Annotated in this window: 26 protein-coding genes; 11 read left to right on the top strand and 15 right to left on the bottom strand. The window is 62.3% G+C overall.

Annotated elements, in window-relative coordinates; all coding sequences use genetic code 11:
- Positions 1–11 precede the first annotated feature (11 nt).
- The 5 genes from VGG89_04515 to VGG89_04495 form a co-directional block, all read right to left on the bottom strand.
- On the bottom strand, positions 12–707 hold the full coding sequence (locus VGG89_04515; GenBank protein ID HEY1975778.1) for a hypothetical protein: 696 nt from the start codon (positions 705–707) through the stop codon (positions 12–14).
- 59 nt (positions 708–766) lie between these two features.
- A complete protein-coding gene (locus tag VGG89_04510) occupies positions 767–1,882 on the bottom strand; it encodes an aquaporin (GenBank protein HEY1975777.1) in 1,116 nt (371 codons plus the stop codon).
- Positions 1,879–2,310 carry an ArsI/CadI family heavy metal resistance metalloenzyme gene (locus VGG89_04505; protein ID HEY1975776.1) on the bottom strand — a complete coding sequence of 144 codons (432 nt, stop codon included), beginning with the start codon at positions 2,308–2,310 and terminating at the stop codon, positions 1,879–1,881. Before VGG89_04505 ends, VGG89_04510 begins: the two co-directional genes overlap by 4 nt.
- Positions 2,307–2,633 (bottom strand): metalloregulator ArsR/SmtB family transcription factor, encoded by a 327-nt coding sequence (locus VGG89_04500; protein HEY1975775.1) that lies wholly within the window; start codon positions 2,631–2,633, stop codon positions 2,307–2,309. Before VGG89_04500 ends, VGG89_04505 begins: the two co-directional genes overlap by 4 nt.
- Before the next feature lie 71 nt (positions 2,634–2,704).
- The gene (locus VGG89_04495; protein ID HEY1975774.1) at positions 2,705–3,361 is read right to left on the bottom strand and encodes a hypothetical protein; all 657 of its coding nucleotides are present in this window, start codon (positions 3,359–3,361) and stop codon (positions 2,705–2,707) included.
- 119 nt (positions 3,362–3,480) lie between these two features.
- On the opposite strand from VGG89_04495, the gene VGG89_04490 reads away from it, so the two are divergent.
- The 4 genes from VGG89_04490 to VGG89_04475 are packed head-to-tail and all read left to right on the top strand — an operon-like array spanning position 3,481 to position 5,471.
- Entirely contained in the window at positions 3,481–4,335 is an 855-nt protein-coding gene (locus VGG89_04490) for a sigma-70 family RNA polymerase sigma factor (protein HEY1975773.1), read from the top strand.
- Positions 4,336–4,347: 12 nt separating this feature from the next.
- Positions 4,348–4,689, top strand: coding sequence for a VOC family protein (locus VGG89_04485; GenBank protein HEY1975772.1), 342 nt, complete (start codon positions 4,348–4,350; stop codon positions 4,687–4,689).
- Positions 4,686–5,102, top strand: coding sequence for a DUF1801 domain-containing protein (locus VGG89_04480; GenBank protein ID HEY1975771.1), 417 nt, complete (start codon positions 4,686–4,688; stop codon positions 5,100–5,102). The genes VGG89_04485 and VGG89_04480 overlap by 4 nt, the downstream gene beginning before the upstream one ends.
- Positions 5,103–5,153: 51 nt before the next feature.
- Complete coding sequence (locus VGG89_04475; protein HEY1975770.1) at positions 5,154–5,471, top strand: hypothetical protein; 318 nt, start codon at positions 5,154–5,156, stop codon at positions 5,469–5,471.
- Here the strand turns inward: VGG89_04475 and VGG89_04470 are convergent.
- Together VGG89_04470 and VGG89_04465 are read right to left on the bottom strand one after the other, a co-directional pair.
- On the bottom strand, positions 5,457–7,214 hold the full coding sequence (locus tag VGG89_04470; GenBank protein HEY1975769.1) for a GAF domain-containing protein: 1,758 nt from the start codon (positions 7,212–7,214) through the stop codon (positions 5,457–5,459). The genes VGG89_04475 and VGG89_04470 overlap by 15 nt on opposite strands.
- A gap of 38 nt (positions 7,215–7,252) precedes the next feature.
- Complete coding sequence (locus VGG89_04465; protein HEY1975768.1) at positions 7,253–8,005, bottom strand: class I SAM-dependent methyltransferase; 753 nt, start codon at positions 8,003–8,005, stop codon at positions 7,253–7,255.
- Between the two features lie 20 nt (positions 8,006–8,025).
- Between VGG89_04465 and VGG89_04460 the strand changes: the two genes are divergently transcribed.
- The gene (locus VGG89_04460; protein HEY1975767.1) at positions 8,026–8,238 is read left to right on the top strand and encodes a hypothetical protein; all 213 of its coding nucleotides are present in this window, start codon (positions 8,026–8,028) and stop codon (positions 8,236–8,238) included.
- Here VGG89_04460 and VGG89_04455 read toward each other — a convergent pair.
- Positions 8,235–8,672, bottom strand: a complete 438-nt coding sequence (locus VGG89_04455) for a hypothetical protein (protein HEY1975766.1) — start codon at positions 8,670–8,672, stop codon at positions 8,235–8,237. The genes VGG89_04460 and VGG89_04455 overlap by 4 nt on opposite strands.
- Before the next feature lie 113 nt (positions 8,673–8,785).
- Complete coding sequence (locus VGG89_04450) at positions 8,786–11,317, bottom strand: M1 family metallopeptidase (protein HEY1975765.1); 2,532 nt, start codon at positions 11,315–11,317, stop codon at positions 8,786–8,788.
- A 34-nt stretch (positions 11,318–11,351) separates the two neighbouring features.
- Here VGG89_04450 and VGG89_04445 point away from each other — a divergent pair, with 34 nt between their 5' ends.
- From VGG89_04445 to VGG89_04435, 3 genes are read left to right on the top strand one after another with little or no spacing between them, the layout of a single operon-like run.
- Positions 11,352–11,786: a hypothetical protein gene (locus VGG89_04445; protein ID HEY1975764.1), complete on the top strand. Its 435-nt coding sequence runs from the start codon at positions 11,352–11,354 to the stop codon at positions 11,784–11,786.
- A gap of 27 nt (positions 11,787–11,813) precedes the next feature.
- The gene (locus tag VGG89_04440; protein HEY1975763.1) at positions 11,814–12,524 is read left to right on the top strand and encodes an ATP-binding cassette domain-containing protein; all 711 of its coding nucleotides are present in this window, start codon (positions 11,814–11,816) and stop codon (positions 12,522–12,524) included.
- Positions 12,517–13,008 (top strand): hypothetical protein, encoded by a 492-nt coding sequence (locus VGG89_04435; GenBank protein HEY1975762.1) that lies wholly within the window; start codon positions 12,517–12,519, stop codon positions 13,006–13,008. The genes VGG89_04440 and VGG89_04435 overlap by 8 nt, the downstream gene beginning before the upstream one ends.
- A gap of 2 nt (positions 13,009–13,010) precedes the next feature.
- Here VGG89_04435 and VGG89_04430 read toward each other — a convergent pair whose 3' ends face one another.
- From VGG89_04430 to VGG89_04415, 4 genes are read right to left on the bottom strand one after another with little or no spacing between them, the layout of a single operon-like run.
- Positions 13,011–15,002 (bottom strand): S9 family peptidase, encoded by a 1,992-nt coding sequence (locus tag VGG89_04430; protein ID HEY1975761.1) that lies wholly within the window; start codon positions 15,000–15,002, stop codon positions 13,011–13,013.
- Between the two features lie 40 nt (positions 15,003–15,042).
- Positions 15,043–15,564: a hypothetical protein gene (locus tag VGG89_04425; GenBank protein HEY1975760.1), complete on the bottom strand. Its 522-nt coding sequence runs from the start codon at positions 15,562–15,564 to the stop codon at positions 15,043–15,045.
- Positions 15,561–16,592, bottom strand: coding sequence for a type 2 isopentenyl-diphosphate Delta-isomerase (fni, locus tag VGG89_04420; protein HEY1975759.1), 1,032 nt, complete (start codon positions 16,590–16,592; stop codon positions 15,561–15,563). Before fni ends, VGG89_04425 begins: the two co-directional genes overlap by 4 nt.
- On the bottom strand, positions 16,593–17,327 hold the full coding sequence (locus tag VGG89_04415) for a polyprenyl synthetase family protein (protein ID HEY1975758.1): 735 nt from the start codon (positions 17,325–17,327) through the stop codon (positions 16,593–16,595). It abuts the gene before it with no gap.
- Positions 17,328–17,361: 34 nt separating this feature from the next.
- On the opposite strand from VGG89_04415, the gene VGG89_04410 reads away from it, so the two are divergent.
- Complete coding sequence (locus VGG89_04410; protein ID HEY1975757.1) at positions 17,362–18,246, top strand: ferritin-like domain-containing protein; 885 nt, start codon at positions 17,362–17,364, stop codon at positions 18,244–18,246.
- Between the two features lie 138 nt (positions 18,247–18,384).
- Here VGG89_04410 and VGG89_04405 read toward each other — a convergent pair whose 3' ends face one another.
- Together VGG89_04405 and VGG89_04400 are read right to left on the bottom strand one after the other, a co-directional pair.
- Positions 18,385–18,666 (bottom strand): hypothetical protein, encoded by a 282-nt coding sequence (locus VGG89_04405; GenBank protein ID HEY1975756.1) that lies wholly within the window; start codon positions 18,664–18,666, stop codon positions 18,385–18,387.
- A 36-nt stretch (positions 18,667–18,702) separates the two neighbouring features.
- Positions 18,703–19,062, bottom strand: coding sequence for an STAS domain-containing protein (locus tag VGG89_04400; protein ID HEY1975755.1), 360 nt, complete (start codon positions 19,060–19,062; stop codon positions 18,703–18,705).
- Positions 19,063–19,132: 70 nt separating this feature from the next.
- Between VGG89_04400 and VGG89_04395 the strand changes: the two genes are divergently transcribed.
- Complete coding sequence (locus VGG89_04395) at positions 19,133–20,629, top strand: DHA2 family efflux MFS transporter permease subunit (protein HEY1975754.1); 1,497 nt, start codon at positions 19,133–19,135, stop codon at positions 20,627–20,629.
- Positions 20,630–20,860: 231 nt separating this feature from the next.
- Positions 20,861–21,188 (top strand): carboxypeptidase-like regulatory domain-containing protein (locus tag VGG89_04390; GenBank protein ID HEY1975753.1); only part of this gene is annotated, 328 nt, incomplete at its 3' end.

Below are 21,188 nucleotides of genomic sequence, written 5' to 3'. Positions count from 1 at the left end.
AACCTTCGTCTTTATTTAGCGGAAAGCAACTTCAGGTCGACGGAGATCGATCCGAAGACGCTTGCCGACGTGCCGGTCTGAACGCTGTGGACGAACACCGGGAGCTGTCTCGCCGGATCGTAGGTAATGGTCGTTCGATCGTGGAGCGTACGCGTCGCGCGACATGGGATAATGGAGTTACCGTCGGCGTCGATCGTCAGCGTTGCTGCGTCGTGCGCACGCGGCGTCGTGTAGACGACGGTCGTATCGACGATGCACACGGCGTACCCGGTATAGCCGCTGTCGTTGGGCGAGCCGCCGCTGTTCGGAACGGGTGAGATGGTGTCGAACAGAGCGGCGACGGCGTTGTTGGGGACGGCCTCGGGAATGCTGTAATGCGCCGTACGAATCGTTCCCGGATCGAAGATTTGCTCCAGCAGCGGGAGCAGTGCGAGCTGGGCGGTTGAAAGAACGTCATCGCGTCCGCAGATGATGCTGCCGTCGCGATAGACCTCGCACTGCACCATGGGTCGCGGACGAACGGCATTCCACCATAGGTCCTGTGCCTGAATGTTGAAGCCGCCGTCGGGCGCACGGCCGAAGATGGTGACCGTCATGGTACCGGTTCCAGTGCCGCTAAAATTGGTGACCGGCTTCGCGTACGAGGAAGTCGGTGTCACCGCGTAGGCGTACGTCAGCACCACGAGCGCGAGTGCAATGGCCGTCATACCACAAGTGTAGCGCGGAATGTCTGCGCTGTCCTTAGATGGGTCTTGGAACCGAGCGCCTAAGTGGTTCCGGCCGGCTCGCACATCTCGGAGCACCAGGCGTCGACACGCGCCCCGATTGTATCGCGAATCTCACGCGTTTGCGCTAACCGTTCGTCCCAGGTGCCCTCAGTCGCACCGGGGTCTGCGAAGCTCCAATGCAGCCGGCGCGCGCCGCCGGGGAAGACCGGGCATCGTTCGGCGCTCGTCTCATCGCAGACCGTAATCACGTACGCGTACTGCTTACCGCTTCTAAACACGTCGAAAGCGCTCTTCGTCTGGTTGCCCGAGATGTCGATGCCGATTTCGCGCATCGCGGAAACCGCGAGCGGATTGAGCCGGCCCGGCTCGAGTCCGGCGCTTTCGGCGACGAACTCACCGGCGCAACGCGCGTTGAGCAATGCCTCGGCCATTTGGCTTCGCGCCGAGTTGTGAATGCAAACAAAGAGAACGGAACGTTTCATGGTAGCGACGACTCCTTCCATCGACTCACGCGGCGAAGCAAAGAGTGCCGTTGCGGCAAACGCGCCAAGGAGTTCGGCAACGATAAATGCCGGGACGTCGCGCGGGGCGATGCCGGCGAACGTGTTGCTGAGCGAACGCGCGATCGTAACGGCCGGGTTGGCAAACGAGGTCGAGGCGGTGAACCAGTAGGCGCCGACGATATAAGCTGCGACGGCGAATGCAGTGAGGTGCGATTGATGTCGCGTACAACCCCAAATCACCGCGAGCAACCCAAACGTCGCAACGAACTCGGCGAGCAAGACCGGAGCGCCGTTCCGAGCGTGGTGCGAGAAAAAGACCGCGGGCTCCCCGAACATGACGTTGGCAACGACCACGCCGGCGACGGCGCCACCGGTCTGCGCCGCGAGATACGCGGGCACGTCGCGCCACGGCAGTCCGCCGTTGGCGGCATCGACCAGCGTAACTGCGGGATTGAAGTGTGCGCCGCTGATCGGCCCAAACGCGAGGATGATGGCTACCAGTACGCCGCCGGTCGCAAGCGCGTTGGCGAGCAGCGCCAGCGCGACGTTCCCACCGGCGAGTCGCTCGGCCATGATCCCCGAGCCGACGACGCCCGCGAGCAGCAGCGCGCTACCGACGGCTTCGGCGGTCGCGCGTCGAGCGAGCGTCACGCGCGACATTCACGTTCGGCGGCATCGCTAGAGCAGCACGTCGTTTCGGCGTTGTCGCGGTCGCTGGTCTCTTCGTGCACGGTATAGACCTCCCAGCGTCGGCCTTCAGGATCGGTTGCCCACACTTTGGTTTGATTGGCGTAGCAGCACGTTTCTTCGCGCTCGATCGACGACACGAGCCCGGCTGCTTCTAACCGCCCGATGGCAGTGTCGACGTCGTCTGCAGACTCCACGTAGACGCCATAGTGCGAGTCCGTTCCGGTTTGCACGTGCGTGCGCACATCTAACGCAAGCTCGAGGCCCGGATCGTCAGTAATAAACAGCGCGTAGTCGGCGAGTACTTTCGCCGGCTCGGCGCCAAGCAGCGCTGAGTAGAACGCGACGCTTTTATTGAGATCCTTGGTGGCGAGGTTGAGGTGCGTTTTCATGCGAGCACTTTCTGTTCGAAGACGTTGCCGACGGCGGCGTTGACACGGGCGAGCGCGTCGGGTGCGAGCTCGTAGTACACCCACGTGCCGCGACGCTCGCACGTGACGAGCCCGGCTTCACGCAGGATCCGCAGATGATGCGATACGGTCGGCTGATTAAGGGGCAGCGCGTCGGTGAAGTCGCAAACGCAGACTTCCGCCGATGCGCGCGCGAGTGTGGCGAGCATTCGGAGACGATATGGGTCCGCGACGGCTTTGAAGAGCCGACTCTCGCTCTCGAAAGCCTCGCCGGCTACCCGTGCAGGCTGACAGCATCGCTGCATCGACATTCTTCGATATTACTAGCAGCATCGATATCTGTCAATATAGGGCGTAAACGGATCAAAACTCATCACTAGCTTACCGTTAGTGGGCTCGATGACACGAATCGAAGCCGGGCAGGCAACGGTTCCGAGCCCATTATGGCTGCTAGGAACTGCAGCTCTCCCGGATCGAGGGCTTTGCTGAAAAGCTCGCCGCTGTCGTCTATCGGCGATTCCAAGGTTGCCGTCTCGATGAGACGACCATCGATATAGGTTCCGAGCACCTGGTTTAGGTGCTCGCTTGTGAACGCACTAAACGCCTTCGGATCTGCGAGCGTAAAGACTAATACCGTCCGATCAGCAGGGTCCTTGTCGACGTGCGCGCTGCTTATCGGTCGTCGGGATTCGTAACGTGCTCCACGTGGATAGATTCTGAAGCTCACGTTTCCCGGTGATGTAAGCATTTTCGAAACGTACGGTGTCGGAGACGTCGACCGTATCGTCACCTGGATATAGCCGTTCGAGCCCGATTTCACGAGGGCGCGTATCTTGGCGAGATTCAAACGCTGCTTCGTGATCGCCACGACCTTCGACATCGTATTTTGCGAGATGTCGGGTATGGTACGAAACGTCAACGTCTTGAACTGCGCAGCAACTGCGCTGGGCGCGACCGCGGGTGGCGGCGATTTGTGCGGAGAGCAGGCCGTCACCAGCAGCAGGCAGATGATGCCAAAAATCCGGATAGTCATATGCAGGCAAGCCCTGGCTTCCGTCACATTCGCTCAACGCCTCTCGTCAGAGGTTTGAGTCGCCTGCCCTTCGACTTCGCGCCCTTCGGGCGCTACGCTCAGGATGACATAGGAGGACCATGACGGATTGGCTCGCGGATCGGTTCGAAGAGAACCGGCCGCACTTGCGAGGCGTGGCGTACCGGATGCTCGGGTCGCTCGACGATGCCGAGGATGCGGTGCAGGAAGCGTGGCTGCGGCTCAGCCGGCAGCCCAGTGACGGCATCGAAAATATCGGCGGTTGGCTGACGACGGTGGTGTCGCGCATTTGCGTGGACATGCTGCGCGCGCGTCAGGCCAAGCGCGAAGAATCGCTCGAGCTCAACATTCCGGATTTCGTCATCAGCCGCGACGAGAGCCCCGAAGAGCAAGCGCTCATGGCGGATTCCGTAGGCTTGGCATTGCTCGTCGTGCTCGACAGCCTTTCGCCCGCAGAACGCCTCGCATTCGTTCTGCACGATATGTTTGCGATGCCGTTCGACGACATCGCGCCGATCGTCGGCAAGTCACCTGAGGCCGCTCGGCAGCTCGCTAGCCGCGCACGCCGCCGCGTGCAACGCGCGACGCCGCCGGACACGGGATTGGCGCAGCGACGGACGGTCGTCGACGCGTTCGTCGCGGCGGCGCGCGAAGGCGATTTCGAAGGACTCGTCGCGGTGCTGCATCCAGACGTCCTGCTGCGCGCCGATCGCGAACCCGCTTTGCGCGGCATTCGCGGCGCACACGAAGTCGCTTCACTCGCCGCCGCGTTCTCCAAGGTGGTTGCGCGCATGGAGCTCGTAATGGTCAACGGAACGCCGGGAATCGTTTCTTATCTTCCCAATGGCGAGCCGCTGTCGGTGATGGGCTTCGTCATCGCCGGCAATCGCATTAGCGAAATGTACGTGATCTCCCAAGGAGAGCGCGTACAACAACTCATCGGCACCCTTTCTTGACGGAGGAGACCAGTGAATAACGTTAACCTCATTATCTATCCGGCCGCGGACGTGGCCAAGGCCAAAGCGTTCTACACGACGTTGCTTGGTACGCAGCCGTACGCCGACAGCCCATATTACGTCGGCTTCAAAGCCGGCGAGACCGAGATCGGGCTCGTGCAAAAGAAGCCGGGGATGGACGGGGCGCTCGCGTACGTGAACGTTGACGACATCAATGCGGCGCTAGCGGCGCTGGTTGCGGCCGGCGCCGAAAAGGTGCAGGATCCAACCGACGTCGCTCAGGGACTACTCGTCGCAACCGTTAAAAATCTCGACGGAACGCCCGTCGGACTGCGTCAGTTCCCGAAATCATGAGTAAGTCACCATCAAAGTTGATCGACGAGCAGATTGCCGAGCTGGGAGACTGGCGCGGCAAGACGCTCGCCAAGGTCCGCGCGTTGATCAAATCCGCCGATCCCGACGTCGTCGAGGAGTGGAAGTGGCGCGGGGTGCCGACGTGGTATCACGACGGCAAAATCATCTGCACGGGCGAGTCCTATAAAGCTGCAATCAAGACCACGTTCGCCAACGGCGCCAAGCTCAAGGATCCGTCCAAACTCTTCAACTCGAGCCTCGAGGGGAACGTGCGCCGCGCAATCGATTTCGCCGAAGGTGAAAAGATCGACGAGAAGGCGTTCAAGGCGCTCGTTCGTGAGGCGGTGGACCTCATCGAATTGGGCGCTAAGCCTAAGAAAGTCGCCGCTAAAGCGCGTCCCAAGCGAGCTTGATTTAAAGCCGCTACCCCGGGAAAGTACGAGGCCTCTACGCTAGGAGGCGCCATGTTTAATGAGGTTGAGGGGCTCGTTCAAAAATTCACGACCGGCGAAATCGATCAGGGCTCGGTCAGCCAAGCCGCATCGGAGCAAGTCAACACGATGCCGCACGAGGAAGTCGCGCAGCACGTTCAAACGGCGGCGCAGAACGCGCAGCAGAACGGCGATCCGGATATGGCACAGCAACTCATGCAAATAGTTGCGCAGCATGGATCGGATCCTCAAGCGCTCAAGCAAGACGTCGTATCGCTGATCTCGAGCAATCCGCAAGTGATCCAGCACTTCGCGCCGGAGTTTGCCCAAAAGATTCTAGGAGCTTTGTAGCGCTAACGATCGTTCGAGGGTGGCGGCGCGCTCGCGCCACTGCCGCGCCTCGACCGCACCGTAAGCGTTTCCGGCAGCCGAACAGAGTTGCGCGAGTAGCCCGATCTCTTCTGGATCGGGCAGCGCGCCGTCGCTGCGGCTGCCGAAGAGCGCGAAGCCGATAAGCTCGTGCTGCGTAACGATCGGAATCGCAATCGCCGGACGTGCTGCGCCGTCCGGAGCGTTGTCGACGGCGATCGCCACGTCGTCGAGTACCACCGGGCGCTCGAGCGAGCGCAGCGTGCGAACCAGGAGCGAATCGTCGATAATCGCCGAAGTGGATCCGTCGTTCCAACCGAAGGACGCCTTGCGCGTGAACGGCTCGTTCTCCGCGAGACGGCCGAAGACAGCGGCAGACGACAGATCCAGTATCCGCGGGGCGTCGTCCGCCAGCGCTTCATCGATCGCCGACGCCGACGATGAAAATCCCAACGCGCCGATGCGATACTCGATGCGCTTTTCGGCAAGGTGACGCGCGCGAAAGACGATGCGGTCGACGAGACGCTCGGTTTTGCCGTGAATGTAGTTCAGTGCAAAGCCGAAGCCAATGGTAATCACGGCCTCGAAAGCGAGCGCCCAGCGCTGTTCGCTGATCAGGCGGCTGCTGAGCCAGTCGACGAGGCTGACCACGACGACGACCATCGCGGTAATTACACCGTAGACCATCGTGCGATTGAGAGCGAAGCCTATGTCGAGCACGCGATGGCGCAGCACGGCGTACCCAAGCGCGAGCGGCAACGCGCATTGCAGCAGCTGCGTCGCAGCTATTGCCGCGAACGGAGCGATCCAGCCGCCGACCATGAACGTATCCATCGTGTTGAATGCCGTGTATCCCGCGGCACTGATGATTAGACCAGTGAGGACCCAGCCGATACGCCGGCGGTCTTCGCCGCCTGCATCGCGATAAGCCATCACCGCAAACGCCAGTACGAGCGCCATCAGACCCATCGTCATGGCCGTGTCGAACGCGAACCAGCTAGCATATAAGACCGGCTCGTACAGCGCCTCAAATAGGCAGAGGACCGCGGCCGCCCAAAACAGGCCGTCCGCGACACGCAAGCGGATTCGCCCTGGGTGTGTTTCGGGCGGACGAGGAAACCTCACGATGAACGGCAGGAGCGCCGCAACGGGCAAAGTCGAGAACGCCGTGACGACGAATATTGCGACAATCGCATACCAGGGGTCGCGGAGCCACGAAAACTGCGCGACCACGCCGCCCGTCGTGCACGAGCCCATGCCGTAGAGCACGAGCGCTGCCGTGGCGGTGGAAGGCTTTCGCCACGCAATAAGGGCGACGATCAGCAGTGCTATGGAACCGCCTAGGAGGAAAGACCATCCAGACAGGCGCGACGTGCCCGCGCGCGGCCCTGCAACGATCGTTACGAGTTGCCGCTGTCCGTTCCGAACGATCGGCAAGGTGATCTGCGTACCGATTGGGCTAAAAGCCGATCGTAGGCGCATGCGATCGCCGAGCGGCATGGACATGACGTCGATCTGATCGCCGACGCGAACGCCGGCTTTGTATGCTGCGCTACTCGGCAAAACGCGAGCTACGGCAGCGCGGTCGCCCGACGGAGCCATTCCCACGCCCCAGGTGGTATGCGTCAGCGGCGACCATGCCTCGCCAAAGATCAGCGCCAACATGGCGATGGCGACGAACGCTAAGATATAGCCCACGATTGGTTTATTCATCGCGGAGTTCATTGGCGGCCACCCTTCGGTCTTCGGGGTTCAAACGCCCGCTAGCGGAGGCGGACACGCCAGACGTGCTCTGCGGGCCAGTTTCGCGCCCACTCGTACGTGACGAAGTCGTTGTAGGTTGTTTGCGCATTGGGCGGCGGACGCAACTCGATGAGGGCTTCGACTTCGAAACCGTTGTCGCGAAAGAGCTCGATCCATTTGCCGTACGGGAGCGTGAACACCACACTCGATCCGTCGTCGTCGCGGCGAAGGTCGAAATAGTTTTCCCGGAGGGTCGTCCCGATCCGGTCGGCGGATTTGTTCCAGCAGACGAACAGTACCGGGGTTCCGATTGAAAATGCGAACAGACCGGCCGGGCGCAACAGGCGCGCTGCTTCGGGCACCGTGCGGAACGGGTCGGCGAACGTCATTGCCCCGTGGTCGCAAAACACGATGTCGAACGACGCGCCGGGCAACGGGACGTTTTCGGCGGAAGCGTGGATCAGCGGAAAGTCCACACCGGCCGCTCGTTGGTTTGCCCGCGCGTGTTCTAACTGGCGTTCGGAGTTGTCGAGCCCGACGCAGCGCGCGCCGCCTTTGGTGAGCGCGATCGACCATTGTGCGGCGCCGCAGCCGAACTCCAGAACGTCTTTGCCTACGACGTCGCCGAGAATATTTAGTTCGCTTTCCGGAATCGACCAGGCGCCCCACGCCATCGGATGCGCCGCGAGCTGCTCGCCATGCGCCGATTGATACTCGTCGCTTTTGCGATCCCAGTAGGCGCGATTAGCTGCGGCGTGCTCGCTGAGGTCCATGCTGTGCTACAATCGAGGCGATGCGATGGTTTTCCCGGGTCTTCCGCGGCCGGCGACGGGAACTCGTCACCGACTCGTCGCGGATGCCATACCAAAGTCCAGTGCGCGCTCCGCGCGTTACGGACGACGACGATGACGGCTTAGCCGGAGCGATGGTTCCGCGCAAACCGCTGCCGCAAAATCTTTCCGGCGGCGTCGCGCTCGCACTTCCCGAAGACAAGCTAGCCAGCTAGTACCAAAGGTCGATGTCCGGGGGGACGTGCGGGTTCGTATCGAGCCTTTTCTCTGTCGACATGCGGACGAGCTTGCGCAAGTCATCGAGAAGCCGATTGGTTTGAGCATCACTGGGCGAGGCTTGTGGTTCGCTGTAGATCTTGAGGCTCACTGTTGTCGCGCATCGGTGAACCGTTACCGTGGCCAAGGCTGTATCGGTTGGTACCTGTTGCGCCGGTGGATTGAGCTCGAAGAACCGGTCGGCAGCGAGGACCTTCCGAGCATCTTCGACCGACGCGGATAGGTGAAAGTCGCCCACGCCGTTTTCAAGATTGAATTGCGAGTATTCTGTTCCATCAGGCTTTCCGAACTCTACCCAAAACTTAGAACATCGCAGCGCGTCGGGCGTTCCGGGCGTTAACGTGCTTCCGCAGCCCGTCTGCGTGACGATCACTTCGTCAATGTCAGAATAGCTCGGAGGAATGCCGAATCCGCATGCAGCGCGCGCGGAAATGGGGAGCACAAAAAGCGTGAGTGCCGCAGCTCGACTTAAAGAGCGTAACAACCTCACGAGGGCGCTCGCAGTTCGCGTTCCAGGGTTTGGCGGTCGTGCCAGTGTCGCTCGATTTCCGTGTCGGCTTTGAGCAGAACCGCTCTGTCGTTCGGCGACACGATGCTCGCGAGGAACGCTTCGAGCGTCTTCGGGCTCGCGGCGGGCCAGAGCGCGTTGGCAACGCCGCTGCAAATGGCGTAGGCCTGTTGCGACGGAGGAAGCGTTGCACGAACCGAGCGCAGGTGCGCGCGCAGATACTCGTACGCGACGTCCGGGTGCATGGAGCCGACGTCAAAGAGAAACTCGCTGAACGAGTCGCCCGCGATGTGGCGATCGCGAATCGCGTCGTCGAGAATCTCGGCCAACAGGGTCTTATCCGAGACGTGCGTTAAAAACACTTGCCCCAACTCTTGAAACTGCCCGGCGCGCAACATCGACTCGACGCGTTCGACGTCAGCTTGGCCTGCCGTCACGCCGCCTGCAGCGGCCGCCGACCACGCCATTCCCGAACGGCCCATCGGCCACCCCGACGCCGCGCGCTCGAGCGTCACCTCGCGGGCCTGCGTCGAGAAGCGCGCATCGCCGACGTCGGCCAGTGCCATCAAGGCGCTGCTTTGCGCTTGCGCGGACCAAAAGTCGGTAATGCCGTCGAGCGCGCCGGGAATCACCGGACGCAGAACTCGCTCGTCGATGTTCGCGATGGTCGCGAACGAGGCTGAGCCGCGCACCGCGCCGGCGATGTCAGAGAATCTCGAGGCGATGGAGCGGACGGTGAGCCCGTCGATGTCGTTGAGTGAACCCGCGGCGCTGATGATGGCTTCGTAGTCGCCGCCGGTCACGTACCCGTATTGCTGCGCCGCGCTGTAGTCTTGCAGTAGCCGGTTTCGTTCGCGTGGAGCGCGCGCGGCGATGTCGCGCAATGCGTCGCCGCGGTACAGCAGTCGCATATAGGGCCGGAAATCGTCATCGACCGCCGAGACGCCGCAGCCGGGTACTTCGAACCGGCTGTACGGCTGCGCAGGAACCGACAGCACGCGCTCCCGACCCGCCACGCGAAGCACGAGCGGAAACGGCCAGAGCTGCCTACGATATGCGGCGCCCACCGTGGCATCGGCAACGAACGCGCGCTGCGAGACCGATACGTGCGACGTTCCCCCGATACACGACGCGTCGAGCGTGACGATGGGATAGCCGGGATGCTCGAACCACGCACTGGCATACGCCCGTGCGTTGGGCTCGGGAAACGCGCTCCAAAACTGTTCGAACGTCGCGCTTCCGTAGGCGTGCGCCCGCAGATAACCGGCGATCGCGCGCGCAAACGCCTCGTCGCCGACGAGCCGCTGCCACTGTCGCACGATCGCGGCGCCCTTATCGTAGGTCGCCAGGTCGAATGCCTGAAAGTCGTCGTCGTTGAGGTCGGTGGCGATGCGCGCGCCAATCAAAGGCTTCGTGCCCGGCTTGATCGGGCGGTTCAGGATGGCCCCCACGTCGCTATCGTCGTCTATCCAGGAGGTGACGCCGGAGAAAACGTGCGCGACGGCTTGCCGTTCGGCGAACTCGGCAAGCCCCTCGGCGACAAACGTGTCGCGCCACCACGCCATGTCGACGAGATCGCCGACCCACTGGTGCGCGATCTCGTGGGCGAGCAGTTCTTCTCGGCCCAGCTGGTCGCCGAAAACTTCATTTTCGTCGTAGACGTTGATCGCGCCCCACCCCTCGAGCGCTGAGTCAAAGCCGCCCTTAACGACGACGACGTCGAGCTTCGGTAAGGGATACGGGGTCGAGAAAAACTTCGTGTAGAACGGCACGATCGCTTCGGTATCGCTCAGCACCGCGCGCTCTTGCGCCTCTCGGCCGGGCGCCGCAAAGATGCGAACCGGCTTGCCGTCGACTTCGCCGTCGGCGTGCGTGAACTTGCCGATATCGTACGTCACGAGATACGTGGGCATCGGCGGCGTCGGCTGGAAATCGTGCACGGACATCCCGTCGGAGTCCGGGGTGACGCGCGTCTCGGGCATATTCGAGATGACCGTCGCGGCCGCCGGCGCTTTCACGTGCAAGGTGAAGCGCGCGCGAAACTGCGGCTCGTCGAAACACGGAAACGAGGCACGCGCCTGTGACGGCTCAAATGCGGTGGCGTAATACAAGTTAGCGGGCGTTCCCGTGACTTGGAATCCGGGGAACGACGGGTGGCTTACGAAGTCGAGGTGCAGCGAATGTTCGCCGGCGCTCAACCTTCGGGATGCAACGAGTGTCAGCTGCTGCAGCTTGTCGGATAGTGCGGGACGGACCGGTTGGCCGTCGATGGTCGCCTCGCGAACGTTGACCTGCAGTTGATTAAGGGTAACGGCGCCCAGATCGTGCCCGAGGCGCACGACGATCGTTTCGGAGCCTTCCACGGTCGGTCCGGGCGCGAACGGGTGAACGCTCAAGTCGTACGATACCGGAACGACGTCGTTGGAAAGCTTTGCCGTGGCCGCGCGCGCGCCGGTACCGGCCGCCGCGACAAGGACGGCAATCAGGAGCAACGTCGTTCTGACGTTCACGGGGGGCTTCATTCTTGACCGCGTATTAGTAGCCATGCCGACCTACGAGCACCGGCAGTTCTCGCCTGGGATCTTGCTGGTTGTAGCCGTTACCTTCTACGCCTTGTATCGCGCGGGTCTCACAGGCCCCGATAGCACGGCACACCTCGCCGCATTTGCCGTCGTCGCGGCAATGTGCATCGGATTCGTGCAGCTCACGACGCGCGTCGATTCTCGGGGCGTCGCATGGTCGTTCACCATCGGCATTCCGGGCGGCGTCATTGCGTTCGAGGATATCGACGAGGTGCAGACCACGACGATGCGGTTTTGGGAAGGCTGGGGGATTCACTGGACGATCCTGCATGGATGGCTTTGGAACGTCGCCGGTTATCAAGGCGTGATGATCACGAAGAAAAACGGCCGGCGCGTCACGCTCGGCACCGATGACCCGCAGGGTCTTTACGAGGCAATTCTCAGCAAGACTAGCTAGCCTGGTAACCTCGCCGCGAGGTTCCGATTGCCGAAGCTGTATTTTCAGGGCGTTACCAAAATCTACGGACGCCGCGTCGTCGTCGATTGCGCGTGCCTTGCCGTTGCCGGCGGCACCATTCATGCATTGGAGGGCCCCAACGGCAGCGGCAAGAGTACCCTATTCGAAATCGCGGCCGGCTTTCTAAAAGCGGACAAGGGCATTGTGGTTCTCGAGCGCGACGACGGCAGATCGCTCATCCTCGACGTTCGCCCGCCGAGTGGACGCGCCGCCGATGGCCTAGCGTACGTTCCACAAACGCCGCATTTCTTGGCCGGTTTATCGACGTTGGATAATCTCAAGCTTGCCGCGCCCAAATCCGTACCTGCAATCTTCGCCGGCTTAGAAAGCCTGCGCCTCACGCGGCTGCTCGACCAACGCCCGTGCGATATGGCGGGATCGGATCGGGTGTTTCTCGCCCTCGCGCTGGCCTACGTGCAAGAGCCGCAGTTCCTGATCGTCGACGAGCCGTTCCCTGGTCTTTCGGCTTTTGACTTGGTGCATTGTGTGGCGATTCTTCGGCGGTTTCGCGAGCGCGGTACGGGGATTTTGCTGACTGACCATAACGCCCACGCTATTCTCGAGATAGCCGACACCATCAGCATCATTCGAGACGGCTCGATCGTGTTTTCGAGCTCGGCCCAGGAGGCGCGTGCCTCCGCTGAAGCCACAAAGCTCTACTTTCGAGTCAATGCTTAGCGTACTCGACCGGTACGTTGCCGCGACGTACCTCAAGTATTATGCGCTTAGTATCGCGGTGCTCTGTCTTCCGATGCTTCCGCTGCTTCTGCGCTTCTCTCTGTCGGCGGCCTACGTGCTGGCGGTGCTGTCGATCGCCGGATCCGGCGCGCTGTGCGCGGCGCTGCTCGAGTTGGGATACCGCCGGGAGATGACGACGCTCCAGCGCTACGGCGTCGGCCACGGGCAGATGTTTCGCCCGCTGCTCGGCGCAGCGCTCGCACCTTTAGCGGCGGTGTCCGCGTTTGCCGTCCTGGTTTCCGCCGCTCGAGCACCGGCGCTGTACTGGTCGGTCGCGGGTTTGTGCGCCGTGACCCTTTGCGCCGTCGTGGCGTTTCGCGGCGCCTGGGCGAAGCGCGAATCCGGCACCGGCAAGGCGTGCATCGGCGGATTCGCCTGCCACTTGGGAGTGCTTGCCGGCGCACTGGCGTGGACTATTCGCTGACGTTACCGGAAGTGCTGGGCGATGTAGTCTAGCCAATAGTGGTAGACGTCGGCCTGACGAACCGGATCGGACGGGAAGTGGCCGTAGACCGGCCACACGCGCAACGTCGCGTCCTTATGATTGTCGCGCAGCGCGCGCCAATACATCGACGACGTGGCAAAAGAGTCGCGATTGTCGCCGACGTCGGAGAGAATCAACACCGGCGTCGTCACATCCTTCGCATACGATATCGCCGAGGTGCGCCGAAACTCGGCGGCATTATTTCCGACAAACGGCGACCCGTGGAACAGATCGACGTCCGATAAGCTGTCGTCGGCCGTTCCGTAGTCGGTAACCCAATCGTTGACCGACGCGCCGGAGACGGCCGCCTTCCAGATGTGATATTTCGAAATCATCCACGCCGTCATGATGCCGCCGTACGACCATCCCGACACGGCGATGCGCGAATCGTCGACGATGCCGCGCGCGCGAACGGTGTCGACGGCGGACATGATGTCTTTGCCGGGGCCGGCATCGAGATCGTAGAGCACGGCGCGCTGGTACTTGATGCCGAGATCGTCGCTGCCGCGATAGTTCGGACGGAGCACGAGCCAGCCGCGCGCCGCCATCACCTGCGCCCAAAAGTCGAAGCCCAAGGTCGACGAGCTGGTCGGGCCGCCGTGAATGAAGACGCTCAGCGGATATTTTTTGCCGGCGGTAAATCCGGGCGGCGTGTAGAGCACGCCGTCGCCGGTGATGCCGGTGCCGGTCGGAAACTCGATGCGCTCGGCCGACGCGAGGTCGAGGCGCGCGATCGCCGCATTGAAATCGGTGAGCTTGGTCGTTGTGCCCGAGGCGGAGCGGTAAAATAACTCCGACGGCTGTTTGGTCTGCGTACCGACGAAGACGAAGCTTCCGTCGGGCGCGATCGCATCAACCAGCGACGACGCGTGCTGGAGCAACGTTGTGTCCACCATTCGTTGCGGCTCGCCCCCGAGCTCAAGCCGGTAGAACGACTGCGACGAGCGATCGGGCACCCCGAAATACAACGTTTTTGAATCGGGCGCCCACGCGGCGTCGAAGACGTCGCGATCGAGCGACGCCGTTACGGACTTGCCCACACCGCCGTCGGGTGTCGTGACGTACAACTCTTGCAGATTGACCTGATTGTCGCCGTCCGAATAGGTGTACGCGATGTGCGTTCCGTCGGGTGAGAAGAGCGGCGTGCTCTCCCACATCGTGCGTCCGGTCAGCGACCGCACCTTCTTGCTCTCGACGTCGATCAGCGCGACGTGCGAATAGCTCTCGTCGTTGAGAATGGCGTTGGGACAGAGGACGAAGGCGATCGTCTTACCGTCGTGCGACCACGAGATCGACGACTGCGCTTCGCCGGTGGCAACGCTCTGGGGACCGAACGTCAACTGCGTGGCCGGCCCGCCGTCGAGCGATTGAGCGAACAAGTGCCGCGGCTCGGGACGGCTGCGCGCGACGATCGGCTCGGTGGTGAAGATAAAGCTGTCGCGGAACTTATCGGCGCCTTTGCGTTCGGGCTGGGGATCTTCTGCAGCGTAAGCCATGGCGCGACCGTCGGGACGCCACGCGTACTGCTCGACGCCTTCTTTGGCTTTGGTGACCGGGCGCGCGTCGCCGCCGTCGAGCGGCATGACGAACACTTGCGAGTGCGCGTCGTCGCCGTCGCCGTCGTCGGCGATGAAGGCAAGCCGCGATCCGTCGGGTGAGAACGACGGATCGGAGAGCCCTTTGCGGTCGTACGTCAGCACGCGCTGACCGTGCGTGGCGACGTCGATGAGGACGAGCTCGCCGTCGCGGCGATCTTCGTTCCAGTTCACCCTCGACACCACGACGACGGCGCGTTTACCGTCGGGTGAGATCGCGGGCGAGTTGAGTGCAACGCCGTGCTGGAAGTCGTTCTCAGTCAGTATGGCCGCGTTGGCCAATGCCGGGACCGTTGCCAAAAGCGTGCCGAGTAGAGCCGCAAAAAGCCGAGTAAGCATGCCCGAGGTTACCACGCTACGGCCGGTGAGGCCTCGCTTTCTAGCCGAAAGCGCGCAGCGCCAGGGCCATGGCGAGTTTGTGATCGTTGCTCCATGGCGCTCCGACCTTCTTACGGAGGTCGAGATGCTTCGCGTTGAGCTCGAGCTTCTTGGCGTCATACCAATGGACGGCCCATGCGCGCCCCGCGGCGGCGGACGCGAGGGCGTTGCGGTACATCACCCAGTCGGCGACGTTTCGCGCGCGGACGTCTTCGATGCGCTCGGCAATTGTCGGCGGTAACGGCGGGCACGCCCGCAGCGCGATCCCTTGAATGTCCGGCACCGCCTTTACCACTTCGTCCAGCGCGAGCGCGGCGTGTTTTTCTGCCGACGCGCGAACGCGTTCCACTAATGCGACGCCTTGGTCGACCGGAAGCATCTGCGCTTCGTGGTGATGCGGGATCGCGGGCAGGCTCGCGTCGACGAGCTCGACGCGCCGGCGATCGAGGAGCTTTCCGTCGCGTGCGACCGTTACGAAGATCGCCCAACCGCCGTGATCCGATACGCCGACGATGGCGCTCATTGGACGCCCGTAAGCCGCGTGGCGGTTCTCAGTTCGGCGACGGTACGGGCACCGGTACAGAACATGGCGATACGCAACGTTTCGATCAGTTCGCGCGCGTAATCGCGCGCTTCGTCGATCGCAGCCTCGGCGGCGCGTAGAAACGGACCGGCGATACCGGCGGCGTCAGCGCCGAGGGCGATGGCTTTGGCGACGTCGATTCCGTTGCGAATGCCGCCGCTGGCAATGATCGTTTCGCTGGGCGCGACCGATCGCGCATTGACGATACATTCGGTCGTGGGGATGCCCCAGCCGGCGAACGCCCCGGCGACGCGAGCGCGCCACGTTTCGTCGATGCGATACCGCTCGACTTCGCTCCACGAGGTTCCCCCTGCGCCTGCGAGATCGATCCCGGCGACGCCCGCATCGAGCAGCGCGCGCACGGTCGTCGGACCGATGCCCCAGCCGACTTCCTTGACCACGACCGGAGCTCCGAGCGTTTTGCACAGCGTTGCGATCTGGGCGAGGAGGCCGCGAAAGTTCGTGTCGCCTTCGGGTTGAAGCGCCTCCTGCAATGCGTTGAGATGCAGCACGAGCGCGTCGGCCTGCAGCAGCTCCATCAGGCGGCGGCAGTGGTCGACGCCGTAGCCCTTGTTCAGCTGCACGGCGCCGAGATTTGCGAGCAGCAAAACGTTGGGCGCGAACGGGCGCACGTCAAACGTCGGCAAGGTCCCGGGATTTTCAATCAGTGCACGCCCCGAGCCAAGGCCCATCGCGAGCCCGAACGCCTCGGCGACCTGTGCGAGCGTCGCGTTGATGCGTTGGGCTTCCGGCGTTCCGCCCGTCATGCACGACACGAGCAGAGGCGCGTTGAGCTTCTTGCCGAGTAGCTCGCACGAAGTGTCGACCTCGTCCAGGTCGATTTCGGGCAGAGCTTGATGCTCGAAGGCATAAGCGTCGAAACCGGCACTCACGCCTTTCGCACCGACGTCTTCTTCAACGTTAATGCGTAGGTGGTCGGCTTTGCGGGATCCGGTTGGATCGGGCATTTACGTGACGTAGGCAACGACGGTTTCGAAGCCGTTGCGATACTCTAGCTCCACGCCGCAACGGGCGACCGCCTCGCGGGCTTTGGCACCAACGCGCTGCGCGAGTTTTGCTTCCTCGACCGTCGCGGCGACGGCAAGCAGATAGCCGGCGCGAATGAATCCGCGCACGATACGTTCGCTGGCTCCCGCGATGATTGCGCCCGATCCGAGCGCGGCGCCGGTGAGCGCGGCAACGCGACGCCGTACCGAGCGTACTTGCGGCAGAAGACCGTCGCTTTCAGGACGTTCGATGTCGACGTTGCGGCCCTCGATCGACTCCAAAACGGCGCGCGCGACGAGTCCGGCAACCGCGAGACGCCGCTGCGCGTCGAGGACGCCGTCGGCAAGGGTCCGGAAGGCCAGCGCGTAGAGCGCGTCGCCGGCGTTGAGGCTTTGGCCCAGGCCCCAGTGCTCGACCGAGCCGTCGACCAGCTCGTCGTGCAGGCGTACGAAGCGGTCGAAGAGATGGAACGAGGCTGCCACGGGCAGGGCGTCGCGGAGGTCACCGCCGCAGGCCGCGCAGGCCCACAGCACCAGGCTCGAACGCAGGAGATCCTCGTCGTCCTCGGTAGCCAATCGCTCTCGCACGATCGTTCCGGCGACCGACTCGAAGGGGAGATCGATCCCCCGCAAGTACTCGCGCACGTTGGCGCGATGTTCGCCCAGGGGCGGTTGGGGTGTAGATACCGTGGTCATCGGGCGTGGGGATTCTACGTAGGAAAGGAAACGCATGCGCATCGGTTCCGAAGAACACAAAGAGCTTTTCTGCCGGACGTTTATCGAAGGGCACAAGCCCTACGACCCGCCCGACCTGCCGTGGCCGGATCTCGACGAGATTTCGCTTGCACGGTTGCGCGCGATTCCGGTGTGGACGATGGCGCTGGAAGTCGAGAACAGCGCGGGCGTGATGCTCGACGGGTTTTCGCGGATGGAGCGCGATCCGCTGGTGCGTCAGGCGCTCGAGTTGCAGGGTTTCGAGGAAGCGCGCCACGGGCGCATTCTCGCCCACATGGTGAAGAAATACGACCTGAACGTCAGTCCCCGCGACGTCAGCGAGGCGCCGTCGCGCGCGGCGTTCGTCAACTTCGGCTATAACGAGTGCGTGGATTCTTTTGGCGGCTTCGGCATTTTCAAATTGGCAACCGAAGCGAAGATTCTGCCGGATGCCCTGACTTCGCTGCTGTCGCGCATCTTGATCGAGGAAGCGCGGCACATCGTCTTCTTCGTCAACTGGGTTGCATGGGATCGCCAGCGTCGCGGGTTACCGTATCCGCTGCTGCAGATTCTGCCGGCGCTGGTGCAATATCTGTCGGCGATCGTGCGCCGCGTCAAAGGCGGTCAGGAAATGGCCGGCGGCGCGGAATCGAATGCCAGTACGAACGGCCAGCAAGATGGTCCGATTCTCGACCTGTTCACCGACGTGATGGAAGGCCTGACGCCGGCGAAGTTCGTGCGCGCGTGCGTCGACGAGAACGACCGCTTGATGAGCGAGTTCGATCCGCGCCTGCTGCGTCCGACGTTCATTCCGACCTTGGCGCGCATCGCGCTCGCGATTCTCGAGTTCTTCGAGTGGATCAAGGGCGATAAGAAGACCTCGCGCGAGGCGCGGGCTTAATCATCCCATGCGGGCGGCCGCCGTTGCGTTATTTCTGCTCGCCTACTTTGCGTGCGCGCTGCAAGCGATCCGCGCGGCGGCGCCGACCGCTCGGGCTCGCCTCGTTGCCTTCAAGACGCGGCGCGCCTGCACTGCTCGCTAGCTAGCGACGGCGATACGACGCTCGACGTCGACGATCTGAGCCTCAAGGACTTCCTCGTCGTCCTCCTCGTCGTCGTCTTCTTCTTCCTCGTCGCCGGGCAGCTCGTCCGACAGCTCGTCGAGCACGAGGCGGATCTCGCGATACATCGCGCCGATCTGCTTGCCGACCTCTTCGCCGTCGTCAGAGGGCGAGACGTTTGCGATCCAGCGATCGAGCGCCGCAATCGTGAGGTTCATCGCTATGATGTCGTTGGCGGGAGCGTCGATTTCGTATTGCATACGATTTACGCTAGCCGAGCTTACGTTAAGACGGCTTTAGCTCTGGATTATCCGTTCTTGGAGCATCGCGATGCGATCGGGCGAGGGGAGCAGCACGTTCGATAGGCCGGTCATTTCGAGAATGCGCAGGATGTTGCTGTTGCCGACGAGCAGTTCGAAGCGCTGCCCCTGTTCGGTGACGCGTTTGAAGAACGTCACGAACTCGCTAAGCGCCGACGAATCGAAGAAACTGGCGCGACGAGCGTCGATGACGACGTCGTTTCTCGATCCGGTGCACGAGAGCGCGTCGTGCAAGGCATCGCGGGCGTAGACGTCCCAATCGCCGGAGAGGGAGACGACAATCGTCCCCTCGGCCTTGGTCACCTTGACACTAAAGTCGGAATATCCGTCGTGCATGGGGCTCGCCTCGCTGTTGTGAACACCATAGCATAGGTCGGAGTGCCTTGGACTGGGAAATCACGGTGAAATGCCCAATCCGTTCCGCCATCGCGAGCATGCCCCCGTCGGCTTGATCACCATTACGGTCATGCTCGGACTGATCATGGCGATCATCGACACGACGATCGTCAACGTCGCGATCAACACGATCGGCGGCAACCTGGGAGCGACGGTCGACGAAGTAGCGTGGGTAGCAACCGGCTACATTCTGGCCAGTGTCGTGATCATGCCGCTCAACGGCTGGCTGACGGCGCTGCTGGGACGCAAAGTCTTTTACGCAACGTCGCTGGCGGTGTTTACGGTCGCGTCGTTCCTATGCGGAACGGCCCATTCGATTTGGATGCTCGTCTTCTATCGCGTGCTGCAAGGTCTCGGCGGCGGCGCGCTGCAGCCCACCGCACAGGCAATTATGTTCGAGACCTATCCTCCCGAGAAGCGCGGGGCGGCGATGGCGATCTTCGGATTGGGCGCGATGGTGGGTCCGGCAATCGGGCCGACGCTCGGCGGATGGATCGTCGATAACGCGAGCTGGCCGCTCATCTTCTACATCAACGTGCCGATCGGGATCGCGGCGTTCATGATGACCTTGGCCTTCATTCCGAATCCGAAGTACATCGCCAAACCCAAGGGCGGCATCGATTGGACGGGTTTGTCGCTGCTGACCGTCGGGCTGGCGTCACTGCAGTACGTGCTGGAGCAGGGCGAGCGCGACGACTGGTTCTCGTCGGACACGATCCTGATCATGTCGGTAGTCTCGGTGGCCGCGTTAATCATCTTCGTCGTCAAGGCGCTGCGCGACCGGCATCCGGTCGTGGATTTGCGCGTCTTTAAGTTCCGAAGTTTCTCGATCGGCTCGTTTCTAGGGATTATTATGGGCTTTGGCCTGTTCGGGACGGCCTTGATCTTGCCGCTGTTCTTCCAAACCATGCTCGGATTTACGGCGTTCGACACCGGCTTGGCGCTGATGCCGGGCGCTTTGTCGACGGCGGTCTCGATGCTGATCATCGGTCGGGTGCTCAATAAAATCGATGGCCGATGGTCGATCTTAGGCGGAATACTCATCTTCGCGTGGTCGACGTGGCTGATGGGTGATATGACCGCGCAGGCCGGCTATTGGGACGTGTTCTGGCCGCGCCTCATTCAGGGGTTCGCGCTCGGCTTTTTGTTCGTGCCGCTGACGACGATGACGCTCAACGACGTGCCGATCTCCGACATGGCCGGCGCGACCGGCGTGTTCACGTTGCTGCGTCAGCTTGGCGGCAGCCTCGGTATCGCGATTCTCACGACCTTGCTCTCGCATCGAACGGCGATTGCGTGGAACGATCTTGCGGCGGGCGTGACCAACCTTCAGGGCATGTCGAGCGGCGTGGTGACCAACCTCGTCGCGCAGCAATCGACGATGATCGCGTACGACTATTTGTTCCGGCTAACCGCGATCGTGTTCGTTATCAGCGCGCCGCTAGTCTTCTTCATGCACGCGCAGAAACGCGGCCAGCCTTCCGCCCGAGTCGCGATGGCGGAGTAGTTACTCGCCAACGGCGATCCGCGAGGGATCAAAACTCGAAACAATATCAAATAAATCGTTGCTGCGATTGACTTTTACATATCCTTGATAAGAAGGACGGATTTCGAATATTGAAGCATTGCGTGCATCTTGCGGCATTTGTCGCATATTCCACTGATAAGACGGAGGATGCACATGCGAAGTTCACGCTCCTTCCGTCGACCGTTGGTCGCCGTACTGGTGTTGGTGACTATGCTTGTCCAGGGAACATGGGCACTGGCAGGCGTCACCGGCAACATGTCCGGCACCGTGCGCGACAACACTGGGGCACCCGTAGCAGGAGCTAAGGTGCAGGCGGTGTCGCCGTCGCAATCGGCAACAACGACGACGGATACAACCGGTCATTTCATTATGCTCTCGCTGGCCCCCGACACGTATGCGGTCAGCGTTTCAAAGGACGGCTATCAGCAGACGTCCTTCCCCGGCGAAGTCGTCTTCGCCGACCAAACACAGCAAGCGACGTACACGATCGGCAAAGCGCTGAAGACGATCGCGCACGTCACGTCCGCCAGTGCCGGAA

The sequence above is a fragment of the Candidatus Baltobacteraceae bacterium genome (assembly GCA_036488875.1).
Lineage (GTDB): Bacteria > Vulcanimicrobiota > Vulcanimicrobiia > Vulcanimicrobiales > Vulcanimicrobiaceae > JAFAHZ01.
The sequence above is the reverse complement of the archived record's forward strand: the minus strand, read 5'-3'. Positions and strand labels throughout refer to the sequence as shown.